Source organism: Aeromicrobium sp. Leaf245, assembly GCF_942548115.1.
GTDB lineage: Bacteria > Actinomycetota > Actinomycetes > Propionibacteriales > Nocardioidaceae > Aeromicrobium.
This window is the reverse complement of the sequence record NZ_OW824151.1, coordinates 2,924,392-2,939,993: the sequence shown is the minus strand read 5'-3', so window position 1 is coordinate 2,939,993 and position 15,602 is coordinate 2,924,392. Positions and strand designations below refer to the sequence as shown.

The following is a 15,602-nucleotide window of genomic DNA, read 5'->3' as shown; positions in this document are numbered from 1 at the left end:
CCCCATGACCCTGCCTCTGGTGACCCGCGTGTTCGGCGTCCTCGAACGTCTGTCGTCGACCCCGATCGAGGAGGTCGACGACTTCGCGCAGCGGCGTGCGCAGCGGCTGAGGCTCCAGCGCTCGCCCGTCGGGCGCTGGCTCTTCGGCACCGCCGACCCCGCGGTGCGCACGACCGAGCACCTGGTCGACGTCGACGGCCGTCCGCGCCGGTTCCTGCAGCACCGGCTCGTCGGGGGTCCGGCCGCCACGACCGCGCCGCCGGTGGTGCTCAACCTCCACGGCGGCGGCTGGGTGCAGGGCAACCCCGAGCAGTCGGCGTGGTTCGCGAGCCGCGTGGCGGCACGGACGGGCGCCGTGGTGCTGTCGTTCGACTACCGGCTGGCGCCGGAGCACCCGTTCCCCGCCGGCGTCGACGACGCGTGGGCGGCGCTGCAGTGGGTCGTCGAGCACGCCGAGGAGCTCGACGTCGATCCCGAGCGGGTGGCCGTGATGGGCGACAGCGCCGGTGGTGGCCTCGCGGCGACGGTCGCGCTGATGGCCCGGGACGCCGGCGCGCCGCGTCTGCGCGCCGAGGTGCTGGTCTACCCCGGGGTGGAGGCGTACGACCGGTGGCCGAGCGAGGACGAGTTCGCCGACGCGCCCGTCCTCACCTCGTCGAACATGCGTGGCTTCGTGCGGCGCTACCTCGGCGACCAGTACGGCACGCTGGACTGGCGCGCGTCACCCATCCGCGCCGCGTCGCACGCAGGGCTGCCGTCGACGCTGGTGCTGGTGGCCGGGCACGACCCGCTGGCCGACAACGGTCGCCGCTACGCGGCCCAGCTGGGGGAGCAGGGCGTGCACGTGGTGCTCCAGGAGTTCCCCGAGGCGCTGCACGGCTTCATCAGCCTGCCGGGCGTGAGTCCGTCGGCCGCCGACGCGGTGCAGGCTACGTCGGCGTTCCTGCGCGACGTGCTCTGAGCGCGCCCGCGTCGGGCCGGGCTCGGCACGTCAGAGGTAGGTGACGCACCGGACCGACGGACCCCAGGTAGGTCTCGCACCTCATCAGGGCCGGGACCGGTGCGTCCCCTACCTCCGATGGCGTGCGGCCGCTCAGGCGTCGAGCACGGTGGGCACGACCTCGTCGACGATCGTCACCAGCGTGGCGCGGAGCAGCACGTGCACCTGTGCGCGGTCGAGCGTGCCCTGGAGGAGCCACTCGCGCGCAGCCGAGCGCGCCAGGTTCCCGTAGGTGCGGACGAGGGCCCGCAGGAGCTCCTGGGGCGCGCCGCCCGGGGTGAGACCGACCGCCTCGAGCACGCGGTCGACGGTGGCCCCCTCCGCCTCGTCGAGGATCTGCTCCAGGGCGGGGTCGCGGCCCAGGCCGTGGGCGTCGGCCGCAGCGATCCAGGTGGTGCCGGCCGCCTCGAGGGAGTCGACGTACCAGGTCACCGCGGCGTCGATCCGCTCGTGCACGGTGCCCTCGGGCAGGGACTCCACGGCCACCGACGGCACGGTGGCGGCCTCGCGCACCACCTCGAGGTAGAGGTCGCGCTTGGTGCCGAAGTAGTGGTTGATGAGTCCCCGCGCCACGCCCGCGTCGCGGGCGATGCCCGCCAGGGACACGTCGGGGTAGGGCCGTGCCGCGAAGGCGGTGGTGGCCGCGGCGAGGATCTCCGACCGTCGCTGGTCGGCGCCGAGCCGTTGCCAGCGTGGTCCCTCGGGAGTCGTCGTCACGCGACGAAGCCTGCCACGACGGGCCGCCGGAGTGCTCGGGCGTTGACGGCGCGCCCGAGCGGTGGCATTGTTGGCGCCGCGCCAACAAGAGTGACGCGACCCACCCCACCGCCGGACGGAGATCGAGCGATGCGGATCCCAGGCCTGCTGCCCCGCGACCACTGGGTCGAGCGCATCGAGTCGCTCGACCCGACGACCGACTACGAGGACATCTCGCGCATCACGGGACACCACGAGTTCCCGTGGGACATCCAGCAGGCGCTCAGCTTCGCGCTGTTCCGCACGTACGCCGTCCCCAGCATCGGCCGACTCCTCGGCGCCACGGAGGAGTTCACCGAGCGCACCCAGAAGCGCCACGACGACACGGTGATCGTGCTCGAGACCGTGCTCGAGGACGGTCTGGAGAATCCGCAGGGGCGTGCGGCGATCCGTCGGATGAACCAGATGCATGGCAGCTACGACATCGCCAACGACGACATGCTGTACGTGCTCTGCACCTTCGTCGTCGCTCCCGTGCGCTGGATCGAGGAGTTCGGCTGGCGTCCCCTGACCGAGACCGAGAAGGTCGCGGCCGTGCAGTACTACCGCCGGCTGGGACGCCTCATGGGGATCACCGGGATGCCCGAGGACCTCGCCGGCTTCGAGCGGCACATGGACGAGTACGAGTCCAGGCACTTCGCCTTCGACCCGGGGGGCCGGGCCGTCGCCGACTCGACGTTGGCGCTCTTCGCCGACTTCTACCCCCGGCCGCTGAGGCGCGTCATGCGGGTCTTCGCCGTGGCGCTCCTCGACGCGCCGCTGAGGCGCGCGTTCGGCTACCCCGACCCCCCGCGCTGGGTGCAAGGTCTCGCTCGGCGGTCCCTGCGTCTGCGGGGGAGGGTCGTGCGCCTGCTGCCACCGCGTCGCCGGCCCTACGACCCGCGCCGGTCGCACCGCATCCGCAGCTATCCCGGCGGGTTCATGGTCGAGCGGCTCGGCACGTTCCCGTCGTCGATGCCGGCCGACGTGGCCTGACGGCGCGTCCGGCGGGGTCTGGTCGCACCGCCGAAGAACCGGTACGGTCGTACCGGATCGAGGTGTGACTCATGGGTAGGTTCGTCGTTGGACCCGGCATGACACGCAGGCGTCGGCACGGCTGGGGCATCGCGGTCGTGGTCATGACCATGACGCTGACCGCGGCGATGCTGCCCGCCTACGTCACCTGGACCGAGCAGTTCCACGGTGACGCGACGCCCGACGCCGCCGTCGACGGCACGAGCCTCGACGGGGCCGACGCCGCCGCGGTCTCCGTCCTCCAGGGCGGCGCAGGGAACGACGGCCACGACCACGTGCACAACGATCCCGCGACGAAGAACGCCGTGTCACGGACACCGGACTCCGCAGGGACCGCCGATCGCACGAGCGCCATACAGGCCGCCGCCGGTCGTTCGGCCGTGGAGGCGCAACGGGCCGAGAAGGACCCGACCTTGCTTCCCGGATTGGCACCGGCGAAGAGGGCGTCGGTCCCCGCGGACCGCTACGCCATGGCGGGCGGCTGCTACGCGCTTCAGGGCCCCGACGGCCGGTGGGTCCGCCGCTCCGGCGTCGGCTGGAGCACCTCGGCGACGAGCGTCGCCGACGCGGAGCCGTTCCACTTCCAGGCCACCGACCTCGGCAGCTACCTGCTGTTCGCGAAGGACGAGAGCTTCCTCTCGGTCGGGCTGCTCGGCGTGGTGGGCCGCACCTCCACCGCGTCGGCGAGGACCACCTGGACGGTCGATCGCACCGCGAAGGGCTTCACGTTCGCGCGTGGTGCGAAGGTTCTCGGCGCCGACGCCCGTGGACGGCTCACCGAGCGGGACTCGACGCCGTTCGCCCTCAGGCTCACGACCGGCTGCGCGGCCTGGCCGGAGATCACCACGAACGTGAAGGGGGAGCCGCACCGCGGTGCCTCGCCCTTCCAGGAGGTGCGCGGCTACCTCGACGCCCACACCCACGGCATGGCCTTCGAGTTCCTCGGCGGGCAGGTGCACTGCGGTCGCCCGTGGAGCCCGTACGGCGTCAAGGCCGCGCTCGTCGACTGCCTCGACCACCAGCTGGCCAACGGTGCGGGTGCCCTGCTGGAGAACCTCATGAGCAAGGGCGGCACGCCCGTCGGCTTCCACGACCCCGTCGGCTGGCCGACGTTCAAGGACTGGCCGGCGCCGGACTCCCTGACCCACGAGGGGACCTACTACAAGTGGATGGAGCGGTCGTGGCGCGGCGGGCAACGCCTGTTCGTGAACCTCCTGGTCGAGAACAACCAGCTGTGCACCGTCTACCCGCTCAAGCGCAACTCCTGCGACGACATGGACAGCATCCGTCTGCAGGCCAAGCAGATGCGCAACCTGGAGCGGTACGTCGACGCCCAGTACGGCGGCCCCGGGAAGGGCTGGTACCGGATCGTCACCGACCCGTTCGAGGCGCGGAAGGTCATCAACGACGGCAAGCTCGCCGTCGTCATGGGCATCGAGACCAGCGTGCTGTTCGGCTGCTCCACCAAGCTCGACCAGCCGCAGTGCACGAAGGCGGAGATCGACCGTCAGCTCGACGAGGTGCACGACCTCGGTGTCCGCCAGATGGAGCTGGTCAACAAGTTCGACAACGCCCTGTCCGGCGTGGCCGGCGACACCGGTGGCATCGCGCCGCTCATCAACGGCGCCAACTTCCTGGAGACCGGGTCCTTCTGGGACATGAGGACGTGCGAGAACGGCCAAGAGGGGGTCGAGGACCGCAGCCAGCTCACGGCGCCCACGCTGGTGCCCGAGCAGGACGCGTTGTTCGGCGCGATCGCGAAGCTCTACATCCCGGTCAAGCTCCCGCTGTACGCCTCGGGTCCGCACTGCAACGCGCGCGGCCTCACGTCGCTCGGTGACCACACGATCCTGCGGATGGCCGAGAAGAAGATGCTGTTCGACCCGGACCACATGAGCGTCGCGGCACGGAAGTCCTCCCTCGACCTGGTCGAGCGGATCGACTACCCGGGCGTCCTGTCGAGCCACTCGTGGTCGACCCCCGACGCCTACCCCCGCATCTACCGGGCCGGTGGCGTCATCACCCCCTACGCCGGCGACAGCGACGGCTTCGTCGAGAAGTGGCGCCAGCACCTCGCCTGGGCCGACCCGCGGTACTACTTCGGGTTCGGGTTCGGCGCCGACATCAACGGCCTCGGCGCCCAGGGAGACCCGCGTGGCGCCGACGTCCCCGACAAGGTCACCTACCCGTTCAAGGGGCTGGGCGGGGTGACGATCGACAAGAACGTGAGCGGCACCCGCGTGTACGACATCAACACCGACGGCGTGGCCCACTACGGGCTGTACCCCGACTGGATCGAGGACCTGCGCAAGCAGGGCGGGCAGGCCATCGTCGACGACATGGCCCGAGGCGCCGAGGCGTACCTGCAGACGTGGGAGCGCGCCGAGGGCGTCGCCAACGACGGCTGTCGCGACCGCGCGGCCCGCCCGAGCGACGCAGTCGTCACGCGGCTGAGGACGGGCTCGTCCGTCGAGAGCGTCCTCAGGAAGGTGGGTCAGCCGCACAGCCGGCTCGGGACCAGCTTCGGCTACTGCACGAAGACCTCGGCGGGTGCCACCAAGAAGCGCACCGCCACCTTCACCCCGAGCGGCACGCTGAAGAAGGTGGTCTGAGGCCCGTCGTGCCGGACCCGTCCGGGCCCCGTCTCGGGGGCGCCCGGCCGGCGAGGGAAGTCTTCGGCGCCCTCCGGCGTTGACCCCCGTATGCGCTTGTCCGTCCTCGACCTCGTCCCCGTCCGCACCGACCAGACGACGTCCGACGCCGTCGCGGCCTCCGTGCAGCTCGCCCAGACCGCCGACCGGCTCGGGTTCGAGCGCTACTGGGTGGCCGAGCACCACAACATGGCCGCGGTCGCCGCCACCAGTCCTCCGGTGCTGATCGGCATCCTCGCGTCGGCCACCGACCGGATCCGGGTCGGATCCGGCGGGGTGATGCTGCCGAACCACGCGCCGCTCGCCGTGGCCGAGCAGTTCGCGCTGCTCGAGGCCGCCTACCCGGGCCGCATCGACCTGGGGATCGGTCGCGCCCCGGGGTCCGACCCCGTCACGTCGTGGGCCCTGCGGGGTGCCGCCGGGCGCGACGACACCGACGTCGAGAACTTCCCGCAGTACCTCGACGACGTCACCGCGCTGATGGACGGTCGCGGTGTCCGCGTGCCGATCCCGCAGCGCGAGTACATCCTCAAGGCCACGCCCGTCGCCGCCTCCACGGCGCGCCTGTGGCTGCTGGGCTCGTCCATGTACTCGGCGCAGCTCGCGGCTGCCAAGGGTCTGCCCTACGTGTTCGCCCACCACTTCTCCGGTCACGGCACGGAGGAGGCGCTCGCCCACTACCGCGCGAACTTCCGTCCCTCGGACCTGGCGGACCGGCCCACCACCTTCCTCACGGTCAACGCCTCGGTCGCCGCCACCGAGGCCGAGGCCCACGCCCAGGCCCTGCCGAACCTGCAGAACATGGCACGGCTGCGCACCGGCCAGCCCCTGACGGCACTCGACCTCGTCGAGACCGCGCTGGCGACCGACCTGCCGCCGCAGCAGCAGGCCATGGTCGACGCGGGGTCCGCCCGCTCGGTCGTCGGCGACCCGGCCGGTGCCGCCGCGCAGGTGCGCGAGCTGGCCGAGCGGTTCGACGTCGACGAGGTCATGCTGCACCCGGTCGGGTCGGCCCGCCTGGGCACCGACCCGCGCACCTCGCCGGCGCGTGACGAGACCCTCGAGCTGCTCGCCAAGGAGCTGCTCTGAGGGTGTGCGGCGCGCGTTCACCGCGCTGACGCCGCGCGTTCAGGTGCGCCGGTCAGGCTGGCGCCATGAAGCACACACCGACCCGTCGCGACGTCCTCGCCTCGATCCCGGTGGTCGCCCTGGGCGCGCTGCTGTTCGTGCTGCCGCCCGCCCCCGACCAGCCGCAGAACGCGTCGACCGCCTCCGCGGTCAGCGCTCCGTGACCCGGACGCCCGCCGCCGCCAGCTCCTGACGCAGCGCCGGGAGGCCGGCCGGGCTCACCGCTGCGGTCAGTCCCTCGACGACGCGCACCGTGAAGCCCTCGCGCACGCCGTCGAGCGCCGTCGCGCGCACGCAGTGGTCGGTCGCGATGCCCACGACGTCGAGCGTCGTGATGCCGCGCTCGCGCAGCCACGCGGTCATGGAGTCACCCGCCTCCGTGGCGCCCTCGAAGCCGGAGTAGGCCGCCTCGTACTCGCCCTTGAGGAAGACGGCGTCGAACAGGTCGGTCGTCAGCGGCGCGTGCAGCTCCGCGCCGGACGTCCCGACCACGCAGTGCCGTGGCCAGGAGTCCACGAAGTCCGGGGTGTCGGAGAAGTGCGGCCCCGGATCGACGTGGTGGTCGCGCGTGGCGACGACCGTCGCGTACCGTCCCTCGGCGACCAGGTCGGCGACCCGACGGGCGACGTCGGCACCGCCGGCCACCGCGAGCGACCCGCCCTCGCAGAAGTCGTTCTGCACGTCCACCACCACGAGTGCGGTCGTCTGGTCGGGCACGGGTCCTCCTCGGTTCGGCTTCGGTCCAGGGTAGGTCGCAGGCGGGACGAGCTGCAGGCGCACGACGTCGGGCGGTGGTCCCGGTCGTCGTGCGACGGCCCGTGGTGCCGCAGGACTCAGTGCTCGAGGACGGTCTCGATCACGGGCTCACCCCGCGAGAGCTTGCGCGCCGCGGCGGGCAGCTCGGCGATCGCCGACGCGTGACGTGCGCGGGCGTCGTCCAAGGTGTCGTGGTGCACGCGCAGACCCCCTTCGACGAACGGCACGAGGAGCGCGCGGTCGTCGCCGTCGTCGACCGGGGGAGTGCCGATGCCCACGACCTCGGCCTGGGCGGTCCCGGAGGACGAGAGCCTGCGCAGCGCCCACTTGCGTCCGCCGACGCTGGCCTTGTCGACGCTCTTCTTGGCCACCGGCTGCATCGTCCCGGCGTCGTCCTCGCGCGCGACGAGCTTGTAGACGAACCCCGACGTGGGCGCGCCGGACCCCGTGACCAGCGACGTGCCGACGCCGTAGCCGTCGACGGGGGCGGCCGCCAGGGTGGCGATCGCGTGCTCGTCGAGGTCGCTCGTGACCACGATCCGCGTCTCGGTGGCCCCGAGCGAGTCGAGCTGCTCGCGGACCTGGTGGGCGAGCGAGGGCAGGTCGCCGGAGTCGATCCGGACGGCACCGAGCGACGGTCCCGCCACCTCGACGCCGGTGCGGACCGCCTCGGCGATGTCGTAGGTGTCGACCAGCAGGGTGGTCGTGGAGCCGAGCGACTCCACCTGCGCGGTGAACGCGTCGCGCTCGCTGTCGTGGAGCAGGGTGAACGAGTGCGCACTCGTGCCGGCCGTGGGGATGCCGTGCGTCCGGCCCGCCTCCAGGTTCGAGGTGGTGGCGAATCCCGCCACGTAGGCGGCACGCGCCGCCGCGACCGCCGACCACTCGTGGGTCCGGCGCGAGCCCATCTCGATGCACGGGCGACCGCCCGCGGCGCCGACCATGCGTGCCGCGGCCGACGCGATCGCCGAGTCGTGGTTGAGGATCGACAGGAACAGCGTCTCCAGGACCACGGCCTCGGCGAAGGTGCCCTCCACGACGAGGACGGGCGAGGCGGGGAAGTACAGGTCGCCCTCGGCGTAGCCCCAGACGTCACCGGTGAAGCGGTAGTCGGCCAGCCAGTCGCACGTCGCCTCGTCGACGACCCGACGCTCCCGCAGCCAGGCGACCGCGTCGGCGTCGAAGCGGAACGACTCGAGGGCGTCGAGCAGGCGACCCGTGCCGGCGACCACGCCGTAGCGGCGTCCGGTGGGGAGTCGCCGGGCGAAGAGCTCGAAGACGGACCTGCGGTGCGCGGTCCCGTCGGCGAGGGCCGCCTGCAGCATCGTCAGCTCGTAGTGGTCGGTCAGCAGTGCCGTCGTCACACCCGCCACCCTAGGCGGTCGAGCCGGGTCGGCACTTCACGATGGTGCTCGACGTGGGCGCACCTATTACCCTCGAGCGAGTGTCCGGAACCCGATCGACCCCTGCCCGGGGGCACCGTCTCGACATCCAGGGGCTGCGCGCCGTCGCGGTCAGCCTGGTCGTCGTCTACCACGTGTGGCCGAGCAGCATCACCGGTGGCTACACCGGCGTCGACGTCTTCTTCGTCATCTCCGGGTTCCTCATCACCTCCCACCTGATCACCGCCGCACCGTCGCGCGGGCGCGACCTCGTCACGTTCTGGATGCGGCGGGTGCGACGGCTGCTGCCCGCGGCGCTGCTGGTCCTGGCCGTCACCCTCGTGCTCTCCCGACTGCTGGCGCCGGCCACGCTCTGGAAGGACACGGCGCTGGGGGCCGTGGCCGCCTCGCTCTACGTGGAGAACTGGCGCCTGGCCGGTCAAGCGGTCGACTACCTCGCGGCCGAGAACGCCCCGACGCCCGTGCAGCACTACTGGTCCCTGTCCGTGGAGGAGCAGTTCTACGCCGTCTGGCCGATCCTCGTGCTGCTGTGCGTGCTCGTGGCACGCCGTCTGGGGCTGCGGCTGGTCCACGTGCTCGGTGTCGCCCTCGTGGTCGTCGTGGTCGGCTCGTTGGCGTACTCGATCCACGCCACCGCGGCCGACCCGTCCTCGGCCTACTTCGTCACCCCGACGCGGGTCTGGGAGCTGGGTGTCGGCGGCCTGGTCGCGATCCTCGTGGCCCTGCGCAGCCGGGCGTCCGCGGAGCCGGGCGTCGTGGGCGCGCAGCACGGTGGCGACGGCGGGGTCGCCGGTCTGCCGCCCGTCGCGCGGTCGGTCCTCGCGTGGGTCGGCTTCGCCGCCATCGGGTGGGCGGCGTGGACCTACACCGACGCCACCCCGTTCCCCGGGTCCGCCGCCCTCGTCCCGGTGCTCGGCACGGCGTTCGTCATCGGTGCTGCCGCCTCCGGTGCGGGGTCGCCGACCCAGCTGCTGTCCTCGCGTCCGGTGCAGTGGCTGGGCGACGTGTCCTACTCGGTGTACCTCTGGCACTGGCCGATCATCGTGCTCCTCGGCCACGTCGCGGGGGAGCGCGGCGTCCTCGACTCGCTGGCGGCGGTGGCCGCGACCCTCGTGCTCGCCGGGCTGACCAAGCGCTTCGTCGAGGACCGCTTCCGCAGCCACCCGCGCGGCCTGCCGCTGTGGCGGCCGTTCGCGGCGGCCGCGGTGGCGATGTCCGTGGTCGTGGGCATGGGGGTGGCCCAGGGCGCAGAGGTCGACCGTCGGCAGGACGACGCCCGCGAGCAGGTCCGGGCGGCCCTGTCCGGGAACGACCCCTGCTTCGGTGCCGGGGCCCTCGACCCCGAGCTCGACTGCGGGCCGGTGCAGGGCGACACGATCATCCCCGACCCGACGCAGGCGGCCGAGGACAAGTCCGACGCCTACGCCGACGACTGCTGGGTCTACCGCCCGTTCGACGACCTCACCACGTGCACGTACGGCGACCGTGACGCCGACGTGAGCATCGCCCTCGTCGGCAACTCCCACGCCGGGCACTGGTTGCCGGCGCTCCAGTCGATCGCCGAGGAGCGGGGCTGGCGGATCACCACCTTCCTGGCCTCGCAGTGCTTCCCGACGGACGCGATGATCCAGCTGGAGACCGAGGAGTTCCGCCGCAACTGCGTGGGATGGGGCGAGAAGGTCCAGAAGGCGACCTCCGGCGACGCGTTCGACCTCGTGGTGGAGTCGACGCGCACCGGGCTGCCGGTGGTCAGCGTCGACGGACGGGCCGAGTCCTACGACGGCTGGTACGACGGGTACCGGTCCTACGCGAAGCGGTGGCTGGACTCCGGGGCGCGCCTGCTGGTCATCCGCGACAACCCGTTCCCCCAGAGCACCGTCCCCAACATCCCCGACTGCGTGGCCGAGCACACCGACGACCTGGCCGCGTGCTCCGCGCCACGCGAGGACTGGGAGATCCCCGACCCGCTGGCCGACGCCGTGCGCGACCTCGACACCCCGGCCGCGTCGGTCGCCGACCTGACCGACTTCTTCTGCGACGACACCTGCTACCCCGTCATCGGAGGGGCCCTGGCCTACTTCGACTCCTCGCACATCTCGGCGACCTACTCACGCACCCTGGCGCCGTACCTCGAGCCGTCGTTGGTCGCGGCGCTGGAGCAGCCCCGGTGACCCCGTCGGGTTTCGCCCGCGCGCGGCGCTGCGTCACAATGGCGAGGTGACCACTCCGGCCCCGGTCGAGCTCGACGAGCCCGCCTCCGACCTCCGCCTCGCGCTGGAGGACCCGTGGGTCACGATCGTGTGGAACGACCCCGTGAACCTCATGTCGTACGTGGCCTACGTGTTCCGCGCCTACTTCGGCTACTCCGACGAGAAGGCGACCGAGCTCATGCTGGCCGTGCACCACGAGGGTCGCGCGGTCGTGTCGAGCGGGAGCCGCGAGCAGATGGAGCGCCACGTGCAGGCCATGCACGAGTACGGCCTGTGGGCCACGCTGCAGACGTCGGACACGATCTGATGCGCCCGTTCAAGCGCCGCCGACGCGGCGGGGTCGTCGCGACGTTCGAGCCCGAGGAGGCGCACGTCCTGGCCAACCTGGCCGGTCAGGTCGTCGAGCTGCTCCGTGACCGCAACGGCACGCCGGAGTCCGACCCCGACCCGCTCGCGGCGCAGCTGGGGATGGGCGGTCCCTCCCTGCCGCCGGAGGACCCGGTGCTGCGCCGCCTCCTGCCCGACGCCTACGGCGACGACGCCGAGGACTCCGCCGAGTTCCGCCGCTTCACCGAGCGGTCCCTCACGAGCGCCAAGGTCGAGAACGCCGAGCGACTCATCGCGTCCCTCGTCTCCGGTGGCATGGGGCTGGACGAGGACGACGGCCCCGAGGTCGTCGTCGAGGTCGAGCTCGACGACGCCGAGGTCCAGGCCTGGCTGCGGACGCTCACCGACATCAGGCTCTCGATCGCCGTGCGGCTCGGCATCGACTCCGACGACGACGCCCTCTCGGTCGCCGAGAGCGACGACCCGGCGGTCCAGGCGATGTCCGACGTGTACGACTGGCTCGGCTACGTCCAGGAGACGCTCGTCGGGGCCCTCACGTGACCGGTTCCGGGACCGTGTACCCGGAAGGGCCGCGCCGCCTCGGTGCCACGGACGGCCGGGCGCACCAGGTCCTCGGGCTGTCGCTCTTCCTGGTGTGCCCGGTCGCCACCGTGGTGTGGGGCGTGGCGAGCACGTGGCGCACGCCCGAGCCGTTCCTGGCGACGCTCGTCGCGCAGGTGCTGGCCGTCGGCTACCTCGTCTGGCTGAGCCGGGCCTGGGCCCGACCCGCGCGCAGACCCGGCGGCGCCGACCTCGCGCTCGCCGTCGTCCCGCTGGTGCTGAGCGCGCTCGGTCTGTGGCTGCTGCAGGAGCTCGCGACGTCGTACGGGATCCGCACCAGTGCGGTGCCGCGCGTCCGCCAGGGGATCGCCTTCGACACCGACATCGCCTACCTCGCGTCGCTCGGTGCCGTGGCAGCCTCGGTCCTGGCCGCGCTCGTCCTGCTCGCGCTCCTGCTGCGCGCCCGTCGCGTCACCTCGCGCCCCATCACCTCGAGCCCCACCGGGTAGGCCCCCGGAGGGTCAGCGGTCGGCGCCCTCGAGCACCGCGGCCATCGCCGCGTGCCCGCGCTGACGGGCCAGCTGCAGCGCCGTCCGTCCCTGCTGGTCGGTGATCGTCGGGTCCGCCCCGGCGTCGAGCAGCGCCTGCACCAGGTCGCGGTGCCGTCGGCCGCCGTCGCCGAGCACCACGGCCTCCAGCAGTGCCGTCCACCCCAGGTCGTTGACGTGGTCGAGGTCGACGTCGGTCGCCACGACCCAGCGCACGTACTCCAGGTGGCCGCGCTCGCTCGCGGGGATGGGCGAGAGGCCACCGAACCGGTTGCGCAGCGTCAGGTCGGCACCGGCGGCGAGCAGGAGGCGGCCCATCGGGACGCTCCCGGTGACGCCGGTGACGAGCCAGGGCGTGTCGGACCGGTCGTCCACGGCGTTCGGGTCGGCGCCGAGGCGCACGAGCAGGCGCGCGACGTCCAGGTGGTCCGCCGCGGCGGCGAGCAGCAGCGGCGTGCGGTCGCGCCCGTCACGGGCCTCGATCCGTGCTCCGCGCGCCAGGGCCGTCGCGGTCTCGCGGGCGTCACCACGTGCAGCGGCATCGAGGAGCCGCTCGTCGAGGCGCTCCTGCTCGGCCCGGGTGGGCGGCGTCGTAGGCGTCGAGGTCGCGCTCGGGCCGGGGGTGTCGGCAGCCGTCGTCCGCCCGGGCTCGCGAGCGTCGCCGGCGGTGCAGGCCGCCAGCACGAGCACGGTCGTGAGGGCGAGAGCGAGCACCGGGGAAGGTCCGAGCGAGGTCATCGGGTCCGCTCCAGGGCCTCGAGGCTCGTGCGGGCATGGGCGCCGAGCACCTGCTCCAGCCGTGCGCCGTCACCGGACTCGAGGGCGTCGACGAGCGAGACGTGCTGGGCGTGGATGAGCCCGGGGTCGGCGTGCCTGCGCAGGAGCCACCCCAGCACCTGGCGGAGGGGACGCGTCGTCTCGCGCACCATCGGCGCCGGTGCCAGGTCCGTCAGCACGGCGTGGAACCGGGCGTTGAGCTCGACGGCGTCGTCGTGCCGGTCCTCGGCCAGGGCCCGTGCCCCGCGGTGCAGCACCTCGCGCAGCTCCGTGACGTCCGTGCGCGCGACCAGCATCCGTCGGCAGGCCACGGCGTCGAGCGCGTGCGCGATCTCGAGCAGCTCGGCGACGTCGTCGGCCCGGTGCTCGCGCACGGCCACTCCGCCGGTGCGCCGCTCGACGGCGAAGCCCTCGGCGACCAGGGTCTGCAACGCCTCGCGCACCGGGATGCGCGACAGCCCGAGACGCTCGGCGAGGTGACGCTCCACGAGACGCTCGCCCGGAGCGATCTCGCCGGAGACGACCAGGGCGCGCAGCCGGTCGGTGGCGTCGTCGACGGCGAGAGCCCCCTGGGCGCGAGACTTTGGCATACCAAAATCGTACCGGACGGATGCACGTTCGTCTCAGCGCTCAGGCGTCGCCCTGCGCCCGCGGCAGGCGTCGATAGACTCGCGGCCGTGCTCACCATCGACCGCGCGACCCACGACGCGATCATCGCCCACGCCCGCCGGGACCACCCCGACGAGGCGTGCGGGGTCGTGGCGGGGCCGATCGACTCCGACCGTCCCGCCCGGCTCGTGCCCATGGTGAACGCGGCGATGTCGCCCACGTTCTACGAGTTCGACTCGACCGACCTGCTGCGCCTCTACCGCGACATGGACGACCGCGACGAGGAGCCCGTCGTGATCTACCACTCGCACACCGCCACCGAGGCCTACCCGTCACGCACCGACGTGAACCTGGCCTCCGAGCCCGGCGCCCACTACGTGCTCGTCTCCACCCGTGACGGCGCCGACGTCGAGGGGACGGCGGTCGACTTCCGCTCCTACCGGATCGTCGACGGCGAGGTCACGGAGGAAGAAGTCCGCGTCGTCGAGCGTTACGACGAGTGAACCCCCGACCACATCCCCCGAGAACCGGAAGAGAGTGACGGCACCGATGGCCATCGAGGTCCGCATCCCGACCATCCTGCGCACGTACACCGACGGCGAGCGCGCCGTCGAGAGCAAGGGCGCCACCGTGGCCGAGCTCGTCGAGAACCTGGAGTCGGCCCACGCCGGCATCAAGGACCGCCTCGTCGAGGAGGGCGACCAGGGCGTGGCCGTCCGGCGCTTCGTGAACGTGTACGTCAACGACGAGGACATCCGGTTCACCGGGGGTCTCGAGACGGCTCTCTCCGACGGCGACACCGTCGTGATCCTGCCCGCCGTCGCGGGCGGTAGCTGAACCTCGTGGCGCGTTTCGACTCGCTCGCCGACACCGTCGGCGGCACCCCGCTCGTCGGCCTGCCCGCGCTGTCGCCGAGCGACGACGTGCGCCTCTGGGCCAAGCTGGAGGACCAGAACCCGACCGGCTCGATCAAGGACCGTGCTGCGCTGGCCATGATCGAGGCCGCCGAGGCCGACGGTCGGCTCACGCCCGGCTGCACGATCCTCGAGCCCACCAGCGGCAACACGGGCATCTCCATGGCCATGGTCGCCAAGCTGCGCGGCTACCGGATGGTCTGCGTCATGCCCGAGAACACCTCGGAGGAGCGCCGTCAGCTGCTGCGCATGTGGGGCGCCGAGATCATCCCGTCGCCCGCCGCCGGCGGCTCCAACGAGGCCGTGCGCGTCGCGAAGGGCATCGCCGAGGAGCACCCGGACTGGGTGATGCTGTACCAGTACGGCAACCCCGCCAACGCCGAGGCGCACTACCGCGGCACGGGCCCCGAGATCCTCGCCGACCTGCCCGAGGTCACCCACTTCGTGGCCGGGCTGGGCACCACCGGCACGCTCATGGGCACCGGACGGTACTTCCGCGAGGCCAAGCCCGACGTGCGCATCGTCGCCGCCGAGCCGCGCTACGGCGAGCTCGTCTACGGACTGCGCAACCTCGACGAGGGCTTCGTGCCCGAGCTCTACGACGCGTCGTTGATCGACGCCCGGTTCAGCGTCGGCCCGCGTGACGCGGTGCGCCGCGTGCGCGAGCTCCTCGAGGCCGAGGGCATCTTCGCCGGCATCTCCACCGGCGCGATCCTGCACGCCGCACTGGCCCAGGCGGCCAAGAGCCAGAAGGCCGGCGAGCGCGCCGACATCGTCTTCATCGTCTGCGACGGCGGCTGGAAGTACCTGTCGACGGGCGCCTACGAGGGCACGCTCGACGAGGCCGAGGACGCCCTCGACGGCCAGCTCTGGGCCTGAGCCCCCCGGCTGGTCGACGGGGCTGGTCGGCGGGGTCGGTGCCGGTGACGGTTCCGGGTCGCCGCTCCC

Annotated in this window: 17 protein-coding genes; 12 read left to right on the top strand and 5 right to left on the bottom strand. The window is 72.6% G+C overall.

Annotation, left to right across the window (positions count from 1 at the left end; translation table 11 throughout):
- Positions 1-4: 4 nt before the first annotated feature.
- A complete protein-coding gene (locus tag NBW76_RS14450; RefSeq protein ID WP_056552238.1) occupies positions 5-961 on the top strand; it encodes an alpha/beta hydrolase in 957 nt (318 codons plus the stop codon).
- A 132-nt stretch (positions 962-1,093) separates the two neighbouring features.
- Here NBW76_RS14450 and NBW76_RS14445 read toward each other — a convergent pair whose 3' ends face one another.
- A complete protein-coding gene (locus NBW76_RS14445) occupies positions 1,094-1,717 on the bottom strand; it encodes a TetR/AcrR family transcriptional regulator (protein ID WP_055968762.1) in 624 nt (207 codons plus the stop codon).
- Between the two features lie 129 nt (positions 1,718-1,846).
- On the opposite strand from NBW76_RS14445, the gene NBW76_RS14440 reads away from it, so the two are divergent.
- The 4 genes from NBW76_RS14440 to NBW76_RS14425 all read left to right on the top strand — a co-directional run bounded on the left by NBW76_RS14440 (position 1,847) and on the right by NBW76_RS14425 (position 6,713).
- The gene (locus NBW76_RS14440; RefSeq protein WP_055968760.1) at positions 1,847-2,731 is read left to right on the top strand and encodes an oxygenase MpaB family protein; all 885 of its coding nucleotides are present in this window, start codon (positions 1,847-1,849) and stop codon (positions 2,729-2,731) included.
- Positions 2,732-2,829: 98 nt separating this feature from the next.
- Complete coding sequence (locus NBW76_RS14435; protein ID WP_056552237.1) at positions 2,830-5,382, top strand: hypothetical protein; 2,553 nt, start codon at positions 2,830-2,832, stop codon at positions 5,380-5,382.
- Positions 5,383-5,472: 90 nt separating this feature from the next.
- Positions 5,473-6,510: an LLM class flavin-dependent oxidoreductase gene (locus NBW76_RS14430; protein WP_055968757.1), complete on the top strand. Its 1,038-nt coding sequence runs from the start codon at positions 5,473-5,475 to the stop codon at positions 6,508-6,510.
- A gap of 65 nt (positions 6,511-6,575) precedes the next feature.
- Entirely contained in the window at positions 6,576-6,713 is a 138-nt protein-coding gene (locus NBW76_RS14425) for a hypothetical protein (RefSeq protein WP_156364645.1), read from the top strand.
- Here NBW76_RS14425 and NBW76_RS14420 read toward each other — a convergent pair.
- Both NBW76_RS14420 and NBW76_RS14415 read right to left on the bottom strand, forming a co-directional pair.
- On the bottom strand, positions 6,700-7,266 hold the full coding sequence (locus NBW76_RS14420) for an isochorismatase family protein (protein ID WP_056552228.1): 567 nt from the start codon (positions 7,264-7,266) through the stop codon (positions 6,700-6,702). The genes NBW76_RS14425 and NBW76_RS14420 overlap by 14 nt on opposite strands.
- A gap of 116 nt (positions 7,267-7,382) precedes the next feature.
- On the bottom strand, positions 7,383-8,669 hold the full coding sequence (locus NBW76_RS14415; protein ID WP_055968753.1) for a nicotinate phosphoribosyltransferase: 1,287 nt from the start codon (positions 8,667-8,669) through the stop codon (positions 7,383-7,385).
- A 41-nt stretch (positions 8,670-8,710) separates the two neighbouring features.
- Between NBW76_RS14415 and NBW76_RS14410 the strand changes: the two genes are divergently transcribed.
- The 4 genes from NBW76_RS14410 to NBW76_RS14395 are packed head-to-tail and all read left to right on the top strand — an operon-like array spanning position 8,711 to position 12,315.
- On the top strand, positions 8,711-10,879 hold the full coding sequence (locus tag NBW76_RS14410) for an acyltransferase family protein (RefSeq protein ID WP_082481172.1): 2,169 nt from the start codon (positions 8,711-8,713) through the stop codon (positions 10,877-10,879).
- A gap of 46 nt (positions 10,880-10,925) precedes the next feature.
- Positions 10,926-11,225: an ATP-dependent Clp protease adapter ClpS gene (clpS, locus tag NBW76_RS14405; protein ID WP_200914431.1), complete on the top strand. Its 300-nt coding sequence runs from the start codon at positions 10,926-10,928 to the stop codon at positions 11,223-11,225.
- Positions 11,225-11,806, top strand: a complete 582-nt coding sequence (locus NBW76_RS14400) for a DUF2017 domain-containing protein (RefSeq protein ID WP_056552223.1) — start codon at positions 11,225-11,227, stop codon at positions 11,804-11,806. Before clpS ends, NBW76_RS14400 begins: the two co-directional genes overlap by 1 nt.
- The gene (locus tag NBW76_RS14395) at positions 11,803-12,315 is read left to right on the top strand and encodes a hypothetical protein (RefSeq protein WP_055968746.1); all 513 of its coding nucleotides are present in this window, start codon (positions 11,803-11,805) and stop codon (positions 12,313-12,315) included. Before NBW76_RS14400 ends, NBW76_RS14395 begins: the two co-directional genes overlap by 4 nt.
- A 12-nt stretch (positions 12,316-12,327) precedes the next feature.
- On the opposite strand, the gene NBW76_RS14390 is transcribed toward NBW76_RS14395, so the two are convergent.
- Positions 12,328-13,092, bottom strand: coding sequence for an ankyrin repeat domain-containing protein (locus NBW76_RS14390; RefSeq protein ID WP_056552221.1), 765 nt, complete (start codon positions 13,090-13,092; stop codon positions 12,328-12,330).
- Positions 13,089-13,721 carry a GntR family transcriptional regulator gene (locus tag NBW76_RS14385; protein ID WP_056552218.1) on the bottom strand — a complete coding sequence of 211 codons (633 nt, stop codon included), beginning with the start codon at positions 13,719-13,721 and terminating at the stop codon, positions 13,089-13,091. The genes NBW76_RS14390 and NBW76_RS14385 overlap by 4 nt, the downstream gene beginning before the upstream one ends.
- Positions 13,722-13,808: 87 nt before the next feature.
- Here NBW76_RS14385 and NBW76_RS14380 point away from each other — a divergent pair, with 87 nt between their 5' ends.
- Genes NBW76_RS14380 through NBW76_RS14370 form a run of 3 tightly spaced genes read left to right on the top strand, consistent with a single transcriptional unit; the run spans position 13,809 to position 15,533 of the window.
- Positions 13,809-14,243: a Mov34/MPN/PAD-1 family protein gene (locus tag NBW76_RS14380; protein ID WP_056552215.1), complete on the top strand. Its 435-nt coding sequence runs from the start codon at positions 13,809-13,811 to the stop codon at positions 14,241-14,243.
- A gap of 46 nt (positions 14,244-14,289) precedes the next feature.
- Positions 14,290-14,577 (top strand): MoaD/ThiS family protein, encoded by a 288-nt coding sequence (locus tag NBW76_RS14375; RefSeq protein ID WP_055968738.1) that lies wholly within the window; start codon positions 14,290-14,292, stop codon positions 14,575-14,577.
- Positions 14,578-14,582: 5 nt separating this feature from the next.
- Entirely contained in the window at positions 14,583-15,533 is a 951-nt protein-coding gene (locus NBW76_RS14370; protein WP_056552212.1) for a PLP-dependent cysteine synthase family protein, read from the top strand.
- Positions 15,534-15,602: the final 69 nt, after the last annotated feature.